At 60.6% G+C, this 13,105-nt stretch carries 13 protein-coding genes and 1 tRNA gene; 9 read left to right on the top strand and 5 right to left on the bottom strand.

All coding sequences use genetic code 11. The features are described 5' to 3' along the window. Positions 1-64 precede the first annotated feature (64 nt). On the top strand, positions 65-802 hold the full coding sequence (locus tag B9Z47_RS04100) for a 1-acyl-sn-glycerol-3-phosphate acyltransferase (RefSeq protein ID WP_108329915.1): 738 nt from the start codon (positions 65-67) through the stop codon (positions 800-802). 137 nt (positions 803-939) lie between these two features. Here B9Z47_RS04100 and B9Z47_RS04105 read toward each other — a convergent pair whose 3' ends face one another. Beyond that, positions 940-2,100, bottom strand: coding sequence for an ABC transporter ATP-binding protein (locus tag B9Z47_RS04105; RefSeq protein ID WP_108330086.1), 1,161 nt, complete (start codon positions 2,098-2,100; stop codon positions 940-942). Between the two features lie 136 nt (positions 2,101-2,236). Here B9Z47_RS04105 and B9Z47_RS04110 point away from each other — a divergent pair, with 136 nt between their 5' ends. After that, a complete protein-coding gene (locus tag B9Z47_RS04110; RefSeq protein ID WP_108329916.1) occupies positions 2,237-3,868 on the top strand; it encodes an iron ABC transporter permease in 1,632 nt (543 codons plus the stop codon). 45 nt (positions 3,869-3,913) lie between these two features. On the opposite strand, the gene B9Z47_RS04115 is transcribed toward B9Z47_RS04110, so the two are convergent. Both B9Z47_RS04115 and B9Z47_RS04120 read right to left on the bottom strand, forming a co-directional pair. After that, positions 3,914-5,428: an acetyl-CoA hydrolase/transferase family protein gene (locus tag B9Z47_RS04115; protein WP_108329917.1), complete on the bottom strand. Its 1,515-nt coding sequence runs from the start codon at positions 5,426-5,428 to the stop codon at positions 3,914-3,916. A gap of 206 nt (positions 5,429-5,634) precedes the next feature. Further along, positions 5,635-5,710, bottom strand: a tRNA-Lys gene (locus B9Z47_RS04120). Between the two features lie 168 nt (positions 5,711-5,878). On the opposite strand from B9Z47_RS04120, the gene B9Z47_RS04125 reads away from it, so the two are divergent. From B9Z47_RS04125 to B9Z47_RS04150, 6 genes are all read left to right on the top strand, one after another. Beyond that, a complete protein-coding gene (locus B9Z47_RS04125; RefSeq protein ID WP_108329918.1) occupies positions 5,879-6,763 on the top strand; it encodes an MBL fold metallo-hydrolase in 885 nt (294 codons plus the stop codon). Positions 6,764-7,017: 254 nt separating this feature from the next. Next, on the top strand, positions 7,018-7,350 hold the full coding sequence (locus tag B9Z47_RS04130; RefSeq protein ID WP_108329919.1) for a helix-turn-helix transcriptional regulator: 333 nt from the start codon (positions 7,018-7,020) through the stop codon (positions 7,348-7,350). An 85-nt stretch (positions 7,351-7,435) separates the two neighbouring features. Continuing rightward, positions 7,436-7,846 (top strand): DsrE family protein, encoded by a 411-nt coding sequence (locus B9Z47_RS04135; protein ID WP_108329920.1) that lies wholly within the window; start codon positions 7,436-7,438, stop codon positions 7,844-7,846. A gap of 45 nt (positions 7,847-7,891) precedes the next feature. Further along, entirely contained in the window at positions 7,892-8,197 is a 306-nt protein-coding gene (locus B9Z47_RS04140) for a c-type cytochrome (RefSeq protein ID WP_108329921.1), read from the top strand. A 12-nt stretch (positions 8,198-8,209) separates the two neighbouring features. Further along, the gene (locus B9Z47_RS04145; RefSeq protein ID WP_108329922.1) at positions 8,210-9,484 is read left to right on the top strand and encodes an FCSD flavin-binding domain-containing protein; all 1,275 of its coding nucleotides are present in this window, start codon (positions 8,210-8,212) and stop codon (positions 9,482-9,484) included. A gap of 85 nt (positions 9,485-9,569) precedes the next feature. Further along, positions 9,570-10,190 carry a c-type cytochrome gene (locus tag B9Z47_RS04150; protein WP_233253635.1) on the top strand — a complete coding sequence of 207 codons (621 nt, stop codon included), beginning with the start codon at positions 9,570-9,572 and terminating at the stop codon, positions 10,188-10,190. 30 nt (positions 10,191-10,220) lie between these two features. On the opposite strand, the gene B9Z47_RS04155 is transcribed toward B9Z47_RS04150, so the two are convergent. Then, positions 10,221-11,318 carry a YeeE/YedE family protein gene (locus tag B9Z47_RS04155; protein WP_233253636.1) on the bottom strand — a complete coding sequence of 366 codons (1,098 nt, stop codon included), beginning with the start codon at positions 11,316-11,318 and terminating at the stop codon, positions 10,221-10,223. 102 nt (positions 11,319-11,420) lie between these two features. Beyond that, the gene (locus B9Z47_RS04160) at positions 11,421-12,485 is read right to left on the bottom strand and encodes a YeeE/YedE family protein (RefSeq protein WP_233253637.1); all 1,065 of its coding nucleotides are present in this window, start codon (positions 12,483-12,485) and stop codon (positions 11,421-11,423) included. Positions 12,486-12,588: 103 nt separating this feature from the next. Between B9Z47_RS04160 and B9Z47_RS04165 the strand changes: the two genes are divergently transcribed. Then, positions 12,589-13,086, top strand: coding sequence for a thioredoxin fold domain-containing protein (locus B9Z47_RS04165; RefSeq protein WP_233253638.1), 498 nt, complete (start codon positions 12,589-12,591; stop codon positions 13,084-13,086). Positions 13,087-13,105: the final 19 nt, after the last annotated feature.

Consider the following 13,105-nt stretch of genomic DNA (forward strand, 5'->3'; position numbering starts at 1 on the left):
CCGTGTGCGATGTCAGGCCTGTTTTGTTGAACAAGACCATGCCGACCGATGCCTTCGTTTTCGCATGACAAGCCTGAACGCCATCTGGAAATTCTTGCGCGGCCTGTGGCATGTGCTGATGGGCATGTGGGCCATCTACGTGCGCTTTCCACAGCTCACACCAGAGCAGCGCGAAATGCGGGTGCAAGCCTGGGCGCTGCAGTTTCTGGCGCTGTGGGGCATTCATTTGCGGGTGCTGGGCCAACCGGTGCAAAACGGCCCTGCGCTCATGGTGGCCAATCACATTTCATGGCTGGACATCTTGGTCATCCATGCGGCGCGGCACTGCCGCTTTGTCTCCAAATCCGACATCCGCGACTGGCCTTTGGTGGGTGTGCTGGCCACCGGCGCAGGCACGCTTTACATCGAGCGCACCAGCCGCAAGGACGCGCTGCGCATGGTCAAGGACATGGCCGAGGCCATGAAAAACGGCGATGTGGTGGCGGTTTTCCCCGAGGGCACGACCAGCGACGGGCGCGAATTGCTGCCTTTTCACGCCAATCTGATTCAGGCCGCCATACAAGCCGAAGCCCCGGTGCAGCCTTTGTCGCTGAAATTCATCGACGCTCGAACCGGCCTGACCAGCTTTGCCCCGTGCTACATCGGGGACGACACCTTGATCGGCTCCATGTGGCGCACCCTCAAAGCCCACCGCATCGAGGCCGTTGTCCACTTTGGCGAACCTCAAGCCGCCAACGGCCGCGACCGCCGCGCTTGGGCGCAGGATTTGCGGCAAGACATCATTCGCTTGCGCGATACCTGACGCCTCCCCCATCCATGTCGGCTCGTTCGCCGACGCACACGCCCGCCTGGGTTGGCCGATCAAGGCGCGTTGATCCCTGATGCACCGGGCGAGTGGCTGAGCCGATTCTGGGGCTGGCTTTGCCTATCGGGCCGTCCTTAAACGAACTTGACCGGCTGGTACTGCGGTTCGGTGTGTTCGCAGGCCGCAGCTTTGGCGCAAGGCATCTGGCACAGCTCGCGGTCGGTGACCGGGCAGGCGCGGTTGAAGGTGACGACGTGGTCCACTTCGGCGCGGATGCCGATCCATTCGCCCAGCTTGTGGTCGTGGTGGCTGGGCACATGGGCCATCAGTTGTTCGCCTGTGGCCAGGCGCAGGGTGTACAAAAACTCCGAGCCCCGAAAAGCTTTGCGGATGATTTGGGCTTTCACCGGCGCATGGTCGTCGTGGACGATGTCGTCGGCTCTCAGCAACACGTCGCATTGGCCGCCTTCAAAGGCGCAGGGCAGGGGACATTCGGCCACGTCGCGCAGCTCGCCCACCGGGGTGCTGACCAAGATGTGTCCATCCACTTCGCGCAGCGTGGCGGGCGTGAAGACGCCGTGGCCAATGAAGTCGGCCACAAAGCGGGTGGCGGGGCGGTGGTAGAGGCTGTAGGCATCGTCCCACTGGTGCAACTGGCCTTCGTTCATGACGCCGATCACATCACCTATGGCAAAGGCCTCAAGCTGGTCGTGCGTCACCAGCAAGGCGGTGGCCTTGGCGGCTTTGAGGATGTTGCGCACCTCATGCGCCAGGCGTTCGCGCAGGTCGATGTCGAGGTTGGAAAACGGTTCGTCCAGCAGCAGCAGGTCGGGCTTGGGGGCCAGCGCACGGGCCAGGGCCACGCGTTGTTGTTGGCCGCCGGAGAGTTCATGCGGGAAGCGCTTTTCCGCGCCTTCCAGACCCACCAGCTTCAGCACTTCGGCCACACGGGCTTGGCGCTCGGCTTTGGGCAGGTGTTCCAGACCAAAGCCAACGTTGCGGCCGACATCCATGTGTGGAAACAGCGCGTAGTCTTGAAACACCATGCCGATGCGGCGGCGTTCGGCGGGTTCGGTGTGGCCTTTCTCGCTGACCACCCGGTTGGACAGCAAAATCTGTCCGCCCGTGACCGGCTCCAGCCCCGCCACAGCGCGCAGCAAGGTGGTTTTGCCACAGCCCGATGGTCCGATCAGCACCCCGATGTCACCCGAGCGCAGACCGAGGTTGACCCCCCGCACGGCAGGCGTGGGGCTGCCGGGGTATTGGATGTCCAGTTGGCGCAGTTCTAGAAACATGCTTTCCATTGTAGGCAGGTTGTCAGCGGGGCTTGTCTTGTGGGGCAATCCCTGACCGGCAAGGCCGGGGCAGGGGTTGAAGGTCTTCCTGTCGGTGGGCTTTTGCGCTCGCAGAGCACTCCTACAATAGCCGCATATGTTGTCTAATTTGGCCCGGCGTCTATCGGGCCTTCCTTCCCTGTTTTACGCCTTGCTGGCACTGGCTCTGGCCTTGCCGGTGCTGGCCGTGCTGGGCTCATGGTTGCAGTGGAGTGGGCAAAGCGCCAACATCTTGCTGGAGATGGCGCGCACCGTGCTGCCCGATTACGCGCTCACATCGCTGGGGCTGTGCCTGATGGTGGCGGTGGGTGTGACGGTGCTGGGCCTGACCACGGCGGCGCTGGTGACTTTGTTTGACTTTCCGGGGCGTGGAATGTTCGAGTGGCTGCTGCTCTTGCCCCTGGCCATGCCCGCTTATGTGGTGGCCTATGCCTACACCGATTTTTTGCAGTTCAGCGGGCCGCTGCAGGTGGCTTTGCGCGAGGCGCTGGGCTTGCAAGGGCGTTTGTGGCCCGATGTGCGCAGCGTCTGGGGCGCGGCGCTGGTGTTCACGTTGTCGCTGTATCCCTATGTGTATTTGCTGGCCCGCACCGCCTTGGTCGAACGGGCCTCGGGTTTGATGGAAGCGGCCCGCTTGCTGGGGGCACCTTTGTCCCGCCGTATCCGCGACATCGCTTTGCCCTTGGCCCGCCCGGCCGTGGCCGCAGGCGTGGCGCTGGCACTCATGGAAACGCTGGCCGACTTTGGCGTGTCCAGCTACTTCGGCATCCAGACCTTCACCGCCGGCATTTACAAAGCCTGGTTGTCGATGGACAACCGTATTGCCGCGGCCCAGCTGGCCACGGTGCTGTTGGCGGTGGTGGTGGTCTTGCTGCAGCTGGAGCAACGCGCCCAAAAGCGCATGCGCTTTAACCAGGGGCGCGGTTCGCGCCAAGGCTCAGCCGAGGCGCAGCCGGTGCCGCTTCACGGCATGCGCCGCTTGCTGGCCTGGGGGGTGTGTGGCTTGCCGGTGTTGCTGGGTTTTGTCTTGCCGGTGCTCATCATGCTGCGGGCTTTTGTGGGCGAGACGACCGAGATGCCCTGGGATCGCTTTGGTCAGTGGGCCTGGACCAGCTTGCGCTTGGGCGCGGTCACTGCGGTGCTGGCCGTTGGCGTGGCGCTGGCGCTGGCTTTCAGCGTGCGCACCCGGGCCGACCGCATCAGCCAAGCAGCGATTGAGCTGGTGGGTTTGGGTTATGCCATTCCCGGGGCGGTGGTGGTGGTCGGTTTGCTCTTGCCGGTGGGCTGGATTCAACAGACCTGGCCCGCTTCTTCAGCGGGTGCCTGGATCACGGCCACGTCTTTGGGCTTGGTGTGGGCCTATTTGGTGCGCTTTTGCGCGGTGGCTCTGCAGTCGGTGCAAAGCGGCTATGCCCGCATACCAGCCAGTCTGGACGATTCGGCCCGCATGCTGGGCGTGACCGGCTGGGGCCTGATGCGCCGCGTGCACGCGCCGCTGCTGCAGCGCACCACCATGGCTGCGGCCTTGCTGGTGTTTGTGGATGTGATGAAGGAGCTGCCCGCCACCATGGTGCTGCGCCCTTTCAACAGCGACACGCTGGCCGTGGTGGCCTACCAGCTGGCGCGCGACGAGCGTTTGGGCGAGGCCGCGCTGCCCTCGCTGGCGCTGGTGCTGGTGGGTTTGATTCCAGTGATTTTGCTCAGCCGGACTTTGCGGCAACGCAGCTGATCCCTGCTGCAAGTCAGCCTAGGCGCTGGACTGTTCAGGCCGCTTTCACATGTGCCCGGTTTTCAGACAGCGGCTGTGCCAACTCAGTGCTTCGTCCAACAAATGTGGCGTGTGCAGACCTGCGCCACTGCGTTGGGCGCGCTCCATGTAGTCCAGCAGTTGCGGCCGAAAACTCGGGTGGGCACAGCGCTCGACGATCAGCTTGGCGCGTTGGCTGGGTGCCAGGCCGCGCAGATCGGCCAGGCCTTGTTCGGTCACGATGACTTGCACATCGTGTTCGGTGTGGTCGTGGTGCGAGACCATGGGCACGATGCAGGAAATTTTGCCGTCCTTGACCACCGAAGGACTCATGAAAAATGACAGGTAGGCATTGCGAGCAAAGTCTCCTGAGCCCCCAATGCCGTTCATGATGCCCGAGCCCATGATGTGCGTGGAATTGACGTTGCCGTAAATGTCCGCTTCGATCATCGCGTTCATGGCGATCACGCCCAAGCGGCGCACCAGTTCTGGGTGGTTGCTGATCTCTTGCGGGCGCAGCACGATGCGCTGGCGGTAAAAGTCGATGTTGCCGTTGAACTCGCTCGCAGCCTCGGGGCTGAGCGACAAGGCCGTGGCCGATGCAAAGGCCAGCTTGCCCGAGCGCAGCATCTCCAGCATGCCGTCTTGCAGAACTTCGGTGTAGGCAGTCATGCTGTCAAAAGGGCCTTGGTTGAGTCCGGCCAGTACGGCATTGGCCATGTTGCCCACACCCGATTGCAGTGGCAGCAATTCGGGTGGCAGACGACCGGCTTTGACCTCGTGTTGCAGGAAGTCGACGAGGTGAGCAGCGATGCGGGTCGACACGTCGCTGGGGGCATCGAATGGCAAATTGCGGTCAGGCTGGTCGGTGATGACCACCGCAATCACCTTGGATGGATCGCATTTCAAATAAGGATGGCCAATGCGGTCGCTGGTTTTGACCAAGGGAATCGGCTGGCGGTGCGGTGGCAGTTGTGTGCCGTAATAAATGTCGTGCATGCCAGCCAGTGCGGGGTTCTGGCGCAGGTTCACTTCCAGAATGATTTTGTCGGCCTGATCGAGCCAAGTCTTGTTGTTGCCGACAGATGTCGACGGGATCAATTGACCATCGGGCAAGATGCCAACGACTTCGACCACGGCCACATCCAAGTGGCCCAGAAAACCAAACCATGCCGCTTGCGCCACATGCGACAGGTGCATGTCTGTGTAGAGCATCTGTCCGGCGTTGATCAGTTGGCGGCAGGTGGGGTCAGACTGGTAGGGCAGTCGCATCTCGATGCCGTCGGCGCGGGCCAGTGCACCATCGAGTTCCGGCGCGGTGGAAGCGCCGGTCCACAAGCCAATGCGTGCATGGGTGTCACCTGCTTTGTGCAACGCAGACAGTCGTTGGGCCAGTGCTTGCGGCACGGCTTTGGGATAGCCTGCACCCGTGAAGCCGCTCATGCCGACATTGGCTCCGACGGGAATCAACTGAGCTGCCTGAGCAGCAGACATGATTTTGGCGTGGAGTGCGGCATTCTGGATGCGTTCGGCAAGGCTCATGGGAACTCCGTGGGACACGCTGCGCTGCTGGGTGGCATGCAGCCCAGCAACTGGGCATTTAAACGAAAAGTCTAACAGCCGAGATCGGGATTTGCGGAGGAAAAATCCCTTGGCTTGACCCTGCGCATCCTCTCAGGAGCTTTCAAGCTTTGATGGGTCCGGGCCAAAAAAAACCACGGTGTACGATTGCACAGCGTGGTTTCTAATGGTGGGACCAGCGGGGGTCGAACCCACGACAAACGGATTAAAAGTCCGCTGCTCTACCAACTGAGCTATGGTCCCACGTTAAGCTGTAAATTATAGAGTGCCAAACGTTTGAAATTGACCATCGAATGCATCTTGAAGGTATTTTTTAAAAATTTCTCATCCAACTTTGAACGGAAGGCTTGCTGATATGTTGCCCGTCACGCCATCAAGGCTGCGCAGGCCTCGTGAATCAGAAGATTTTTCATGAACAATCATTCGACGCCATCCCTCAATCCCTTGGTACATGGTTTTTTTGACCCCGATACCTGGACAGTCACTTACGTGGTCCAAGAGCCAGCCGGGCAGGCCTGCGCCATCATCGATTCTGTGCTGGACTTTGACCCCAAGTCGGGGCGTACCCGCACCACTTCGGCTGACAAGGTGGTTGAGTTTGTGCGCAGTCAGGGCTTGCAGGTGCACTGGATTCTGGAAACCCATGCACATGCCGACCACCTGAGTGCCGCGCCTTACCTGAAAGCCCAGTTGGGTGGCAAAACCGCGATGGGTGCGCACATCACGGCCGTTCAAAAGGTTTTCAAAGGCATTTTCAATCTGGGGCCTGACTTTGCGGTCGATGGCCGTCAATTTGACCATTTGCTCAGCGATGGCGAGACCTTGCCCTTGGGCAGCCTTGGCATCCGCATTGTGTCGGTGCCGGGGCATACCCCGGCCTGTGTGGCGTACCAGGTGGGCGATGCCGTGCTGGTGGGCGACACTTTGTTCATGCCCGATGTGGGGTCGGCGCGTTGTGACTTCCCGGGCGGCGATGCCAAGGCCTTGTATGCCTCAGCGCAAAAAATCCTGAGTCTGCCACCTGAAACCCGTTTATTCATGTGCCATGACTACCCTCCCGATGGCCGTGCCGTGCAATTCGAGACCACGGTTGCAGCGCAGCGCGCGCACAACATCCATTTGAATGACAGCATCAGCGAAGCTGCTTTTGTTCAGTTGCGTAGCGCACGCGATGCGACGTTGGCCATGCCGGTGCTGATGCTGCAGGCCGTTCAGATCAACATCCGTGCAGGTGAGATGCCGCCTGCCGAAGACAACGGCGTGGCTTACCTCAAAATTCCACTGAATTCACTTTGAGTCCGGCGGCTCGGGGCAGACGCAGCGGTTTCGCATCGCCTTGTGGCGCAGCGCACCGGCTTATCTGCATTTGTGCATAAGCAAACAACCAATCAATGGTTTGAATTGGGGCTGAAAGTGGCCACAATGTTCACTTTGTTCATTGAGCGTCAGTGGTTGTGCCGGTCTGAATGCCCTGGCCAGTACCCTGAACGCAGGTACGCTCTTTTGTTGGACAATCGTGCAGCCATTCGACAAACAATGAAACAGTAACCATGGCCAAAAAAACGCCCCCCGATCAGGTCAATGTCCTGACCGAATCCGAAGAGGTTTTTGAAAAAGCCGCCGAGATTTTCCGTGTCATGTCTGCACCGATGCGTCTGCGCATCATCAGTGCCTTGTGCAACGGCGAAAAAAATGTGGGTGAGTTGTTGTCCGAAATCGATACCACCCAGCCCAACATGTCGCAGCATCTCAATACGCTTTACCAGTCGGGCGTGTTGGGCAAGCGCAGAGATGGCGTACAAATTTACTACCGTATCGTGAACGACCGCGTGGTGACCTTGTGCCGAGCCATGTGCGTAGAGATTGCCAGCGAGGTCGATTGAAATATTGCCGTCAGTATCAGGGCGGGTTTTCACGGGCATGGCTCAGGGCCTGACCCGGCTAATATCCATCCATAAGGAGTCACGAATGAAACGTTCCATGTTGTTGATCACCGGCGTGCTGGCCTGCACACTGTCCTGGGCAGAAATCAAGGTGGTTTATCACCTGACCGATGGACTGCCCCAGGCGTCTCGTGCGATTGGGAACATTCGCAACCACCTGGCGGCCGACCCCACAGTCAAGATCGTGGTCGTCACGCACGGGCAGGGCATCGACTTTTTGCTCGAAGGTGCCACTAACCCGGCAGGCCAGACCTTTGCCGGCAGCGTGAGCGATCTGGTCAGCAAAGGGGTCGATTTCCGGGTGTGCAGCAACACCTTGGTGGCCCGCAACATTTCGCCGGACAAGTTGTTGATGGAGGCCAAAGTGGTGCCTGCGGGCGTGGCCGAAGTGGCCAAATTGCAAGCCAAAGAAGGTTTTGTCTACCTGCGTCCCTGAGGGTTTGAACCCTTGAACGCGCCAGTTTTTAACGAGGATAAGCTCATGAAGATTCAACTCGCTTTGACAGCGGCGGCGCTGCTTGCCGCCTCTGGTTTGGCTCAAGCCCAAGTCGATCCTTTGCAAGTGCGCAGCTGGGCGGCGTCGTGCTCAGCGTGCCACGGCACCGATGGCCGTGCACAGCCTGGCATGGAGTCGCTGGCCGGCGTCAACAAGGACGACATCGTCAAGAAGATGCTCGATTTCAAGGCCGGTCGCAAGCCTGCCACCATCATGCATCAGCTGTCCAAGGGTTATTCGGACGAGCAGATCACAGCCATTGCCGCTTACTTTGCCGCCCAAAAGAAATAAGGAAATACCGCCATGCAACGTCGTCACTTTTTGCAGACAGGCTCCGCTTTGGGGGCCATGGGCCTGGTTTCGGGTTGTGCCACCGTGGTTGGGGGCACGGGCCCCAAGGTGGTGGTCATCGGCGGGGGATATTCGGGCGCTACGGCGGCCAAATACCTGCGCATGTGGTCCGAGCAAAAAATCCAGGTCACGCTGGTCGAACCCAACGATGCCTTCATTTCCTGCCCCATCTCCAACTTGGTGATTGGCGGCAGCAAAACGATTGCCGACATCACCACGCCCTATGACAACCTGACCAAGCGCCATGGCGTTCAGGTGATCAAGGACCGCGTCAACAGCATCGATGCCGACAAGCGTATCGTCAAGCTGGCCAACGGCAGCGAACTGGCTTATGACCGCCTGATCGTGTCACCCGGCGTGGACTTCATCTGGGAAACCTTGCCCGGCATGAGCAAGCCCGGTGCCAAGGACAAGGTCATGCACGCCTGGAAGGCGGGCGCACAGACCGTGACGCTGCGCAAGCAACTCGAAGCCATGCCCGATGGCGGGGTGTTTGCCATGTCGATTCCTTTGGCGCCTTACCGTTGCCCGCCCGGCCCTTACGAGCGGGCCTGCCAGGTGGCCGATTACTTCAGCAAGGCCAAGCCCAAGAGCAAGGTACTGATCCTGGATGCCAACGACGACGTGACCTCCAAAGGCCCGTTGTTTAAGAAGGCTTGGGCTGAGCGCTACAAAGGCATCATCGAGTACCGCAACAAGCACAACGTGACCGATGTCGATGCGGCCACCAACACCGTCAAGTTCGAATTCAACGACGACATCAAGGCCGATGTGCTCAACGTGATTCCGAACATGCGTGCCGGTGACGTTGCCGTCAATGCCGGCCTGGCCACCGCCAACAAGCGCTGGTGCGATGTGGACTTCCTGACGTTCGAGTCCAAGGTGGCCAAGAATGTGCATGTGCTGGGCGACGCGATCCAGATCGCCCCGGGCATGCCCAAATCCGGTCACATGGCCAACCAGCACGGCAAGACCTGTGCTGCGGCCGTGATCGCGTTGTTGATGGGCAAGCAGGTCAACCCCATGCCCATCTACAACAACACCTGCTACAGCTTTGTCAGCTCGGAAGACGTGGTCCACGTGGCCAGCGTGCACCGCTATGACGCCGAGAAGAAGACCATGCTGACGGTGCCAGGTTCGGGCGGTGTCTCTAGCGCGGCCAACGAGCTGGAAGGCCGTTACGCATTGGCTTGGGCGCGCAACATCTGGGCCGACACGCTGGCCTGAGGCCATTTTTCTCAACGCCGCAGCCGACAGGCTTGCGGCGTTTTTTCGCGTTGATTTTTCCAGTGTTGAGATGCCGAGGGTGATCATGAAGACAGGTTTTTCCAAAGGCCGCTTGGCGTCATGGGCGTTGGTGGCGTGCTCTGGCTGGATGGCTGCATCGGCTATGGCCCAAGCAGATGAAGCCCGTGCCAAAAAAATTGTGGGCGGTGTTTGTTTTGTGTGCCATGGCGCCGAAGGCGAGTCGTCCAGCGAGGTGTTTCCCCGCTTGGCGGGCCAGCACTGGGCATACACCGCCAAGCAGCTGGAAAACTTCAAATCGGGCAAGCGCAAGAGCACGGCCATGGCCGACATGGTGGCCAAACTGACGCCCGACGAGATGGTGGCGCTGGGTCGATTTTTTGAAAAGAAAACCGTCGAAGCCGAGCCACCCAAAGATGCCGGTCTGGCCGCCGTGGGCAAATACATCTACCACAGCGGCAACAAGTTCAGTGGTCTGGCCGCATGCGCCAGCTGCCATGGCACCGAGGCCAAGGGCACCAACGCACTGCCGCGTCTGGCGGGGCAATATGCGGGCTACATTGAAACCCAGCTCAAGCAGTTCAACCAGCGTGAACGCACCAACGACAACGCGGTGATGCACGCCATTGCCAGCAAGATGTCACCGCTTGAAATGGCCGCTGTGGCCGAGTACTTGAGCGGCAAATAGCCATGGGCCATGCGGCACGGGCGCAGCACCTCAAGGCCGTGTGAAGCCCGCTGCATGCGGCACGTTGGCCAGCAGGGCAGCACCCCCATCGAGCCAGCGGTCGGCCAGGCCCGCACCCACCCACATGCCCACCAGACTCAGCCAGGCCGTCAGCGCAAAAATGGCACCACCGGTCACGCCCGCGCCCACGGCACAGCCACCGGCCAGCATGGAGCCAAAGCCCATCAGCATCGCACCCCCGATGTAGCGGCGCATGCTGTAGCCATCACCAAAGCCTTCGAGTTTCCAGTCCCGCCCAATCAGGGCCCCGATCAGAGAGCCCAGAAACACACCAGGCATCAGGCCGAATTCAAAGCCAATGGCTGGAGCAGGCCAGTGCATAACGCGCATTAACCATTCGGCCGATGGGCCGCTGAAGGTCAGGCCCTGAATTTGTACCGGGTCAAACGATTCGCTGGCCACCCATTGGCTGAAGCCCCAGGCGGCTGCCACCATGAGGCCGCTGCCAATACCGCCCAGCCACATCCACACGTTGAGTTGCGGGCTGCGCAGGGCAAAAAACAAGGCCGCAGCCAGCCAGACGTCGCCCATGGCCAAGCCGGCCATGTGGTTCATGCCTGTCAGGGCCAGCAAATCACGTGAGGGGCCACCGTCCACGGTCCACCAGCTGCCGATGGCTGCTCGAAGGGGCGACAAGGCCCCCGCCAGCGCGGCCTGGGCTGTGACGGCGAAGATCAAGCCCGAGAGCAGGGCGCGCAAATTGCCATTGGCTGAGAGCACCAGCAAGCGGCCGGCGCAGCCGCGTGTCATGACCATGCCCACGCCGAACAGCAAGCCACCAATCAGGGCCCCGGAGATGCTGCCTTTGGCCGAAATTTGCCGAGCCGTGCCCGTGTCCAGCCAGCCCATCAAGACCATGAGTTGCACGCCGATGACGGCCGACGAAAAGGCCAGCAACCACACCGACAGCTTGTCACCAAAACGGCGATGCCAGAACTCGATCACGGCCGCACGCAGGCAAAAACGGGATCGCTGAGCCAAAAAACCGAAAGACAAGCCAATCAGGCCGCCCCCGACGGCCAGCACGGTGCCGTTGCCGTAACTCTCCAACCAATGCGCCATCGACATGGCCAGCTCCATTCATATCAGTGTTTACTGATATGAATGGTACGCTGTTGCCAAACCTTCGAATTGATGCACATCAAGCAGGACGGCGCTGTAGCCTGACCATCAGATGGGCCAGCCCATGCTGCGGTTGATGCGCCAGGCAAGACCCGCACCCAGCCAGATGGCGATCAGCGTCAGCCAGGCGGTGAGCGAAAACACAGCGCCGCCTGTCATGCCTGCACCCACGGTGCAACCACCTGCCAGCACGGCACCAAAGCCCATCAGCACGGCACCGATGAGGTAATGCCCCAGCTTGTTTTCTTCCTTGAAGCCTTCGAACTTGAACTCGCCGCCCACCAGCGCACCGAGCAAAGAACCCAGGAAGGTGGCCGGCAACAAGCCTGCATCAAAACCCCAGCGGGGAGCGGTGGCGCTTGACAGGGCTCGCATCAGCATTTCGGCCGATGCGCTGCTGAAACTCAGGCTCTGGATTTGCACCGCCTCAAAAGAATGCGCTGCAATGGCCTGGGTCAGCCCCCAGCCCAGCGCAATGGTCAGCCCTGTGGTGAGCGCACCCAGGGCCAGACCCCAGCGGCGCTGGTGGGTTTTGAAAAAGAAATAAAAACCGGTCAGCAAGGCCAGCAGGGCCAGCACCAATCCACCGACGGGGCCCAAGCCTGACACGTGTAGCAAATCGCGAGCAGGGCCGCCGTCCATGGGCCACCAGGAGGCCATGGTTTGTCGGGCGGGTGCGAGCCAGCCGGCGATGCTGGCTTGCACCGTGACCGCAAATACCAGTCCGGCAAGCAGGGCGCGCAAATTGCCATTGGCCGACAAAATCAGCAAACGGCTGGCACAGCCGCGCGTCAGGATCATGCCGGCACCGAAACACAGGCCCCCCAGCACCGCGCCCGAAACACTGCCGGGCTGGGCAATGTAGCGTGCATCCGAAGGCTTGAGCCAGCCCGCCAGCACCAGCGCCTGCACCCCCACCAGACACGCACCAAATGCCAGCCACCAAACGCTGAAGCGGTCGCCAGTCTGGCCCTCGCAGCATTCGATCACGGCGGCGCGGGCGCAAAATCGGGTGCGTTGGGCCGCCATGCCAAAAATAAAGCCCACCAAGGCACCGGCCATGGCGAGAACATTCGAGTCACCCCAGGTTTCGAGCCAGCTTGCGAGATTCACGGATTTCCCCAATAATTCATCGGTTCCTTATATTCAAGAGCAGTGCTACTTGAATCGTTCACCGACAGGTGCAAAACCCTCTATTGTCCACGGTCTGTTATCCATGGTGTCTTCCCCGACTTTGATCCCCCCGTCTGCATGGCGTCGTCGCGAGTGGTTGCTGTTGGCGGGGCTGGCCTTGGGCGTTCCTCATGCGCTGGCCCAGACGGGTGGCGCAGCCACATTGCCTGCGGCCCAATCCCTGCCTGATGAGCTGGCACGCGCCCTGAAAAACAGACAACCGCTCATCGTCATGGTCAGCCTGGAAGGTTGCGTGTTTTGTCGGCAAGCCCGCCAAAGCCACCTCTCGCCCATGGACAAAGCCGGTACCGTCATTGTGCAAGTGGACTTGCGCAGTCCGCAGCCGGTGCTGGATTTTGCGGGCAAGCTCACCACCCACGACCAGCTGAGTCGGTTGTGGAAGGTCTCGATCACGCCGACCTTGTTGTTTTTTGGCCCCGGTGGCAAAGAGGTGGCCGAGCGCATGGAAGGCGCTTATCTGCCTGATTTTTATGGCCCCTACCTGGAAGATCGCATGGCACAGGCGCGCAAGTCCTTTTGAGCCCATGACGCCACGTCAG

The organism is Limnohabitans sp. 2KL-1, assembly GCF_003063435.1.
In the GTDB taxonomy this organism is placed as follows: domain Bacteria; phylum Pseudomonadota; class Gammaproteobacteria; order Burkholderiales; family Burkholderiaceae_C; genus Limnohabitans_A.

Coding starts and splice junctions, on each gene's coding strand:
- B9Z47_RS04100 (WP_108329915.1), top strand. CDS start 65: ATGACAAGCCTGAACGCCATCTGGAAATTCTTGCGCGGCCTGTGGCAT.
- B9Z47_RS04105 (WP_108330086.1), bottom strand. CDS start 2,100: ATGTTTCTAGAACTGCGCCAACTGGACATCCAATACCCCGGCAGCCCC.
- B9Z47_RS04110 (WP_108329916.1), top strand. CDS start 2,237: ATGTTGTCTAATTTGGCCCGGCGTCTATCGGGCCTTCCTTCCCTGTTT.
- B9Z47_RS04115 (WP_108329917.1), bottom strand. CDS start 5,428: ATGAGCCTTGCCGAACGCATCCAGAATGCCGCACTCCACGCCAAAATC.
- B9Z47_RS04125 (WP_108329918.1), top strand. CDS start 5,879: ATGAACAATCATTCGACGCCATCCCTCAATCCCTTGGTACATGGTTTT.
- B9Z47_RS04130 (WP_108329919.1), top strand. CDS start 7,018: ATGGCCAAAAAAACGCCCCCCGATCAGGTCAATGTCCTGACCGAATCC.
- B9Z47_RS04135 (WP_108329920.1), top strand. CDS start 7,436: ATGAAACGTTCCATGTTGTTGATCACCGGCGTGCTGGCCTGCACACTG.
- B9Z47_RS04140 (WP_108329921.1), top strand. CDS start 7,892: ATGAAGATTCAACTCGCTTTGACAGCGGCGGCGCTGCTTGCCGCCTCT.
- B9Z47_RS04145 (WP_108329922.1), top strand. CDS start 8,210: ATGCAACGTCGTCACTTTTTGCAGACAGGCTCCGCTTTGGGGGCCATG.
- B9Z47_RS04150 (WP_233253635.1), top strand. CDS start 9,570: ATGAAGACAGGTTTTTCCAAAGGCCGCTTGGCGTCATGGGCGTTGGTG.
- B9Z47_RS04155 (WP_233253636.1), bottom strand. CDS start 11,318: ATGTCGATGGCGCATTGGTTGGAGAGTTACGGCAACGGCACCGTGCTG.
- B9Z47_RS04165 (WP_233253638.1), top strand. CDS start 12,589: ATGGTGTCTTCCCCGACTTTGATCCCCCCGTCTGCATGGCGTCGTCGC.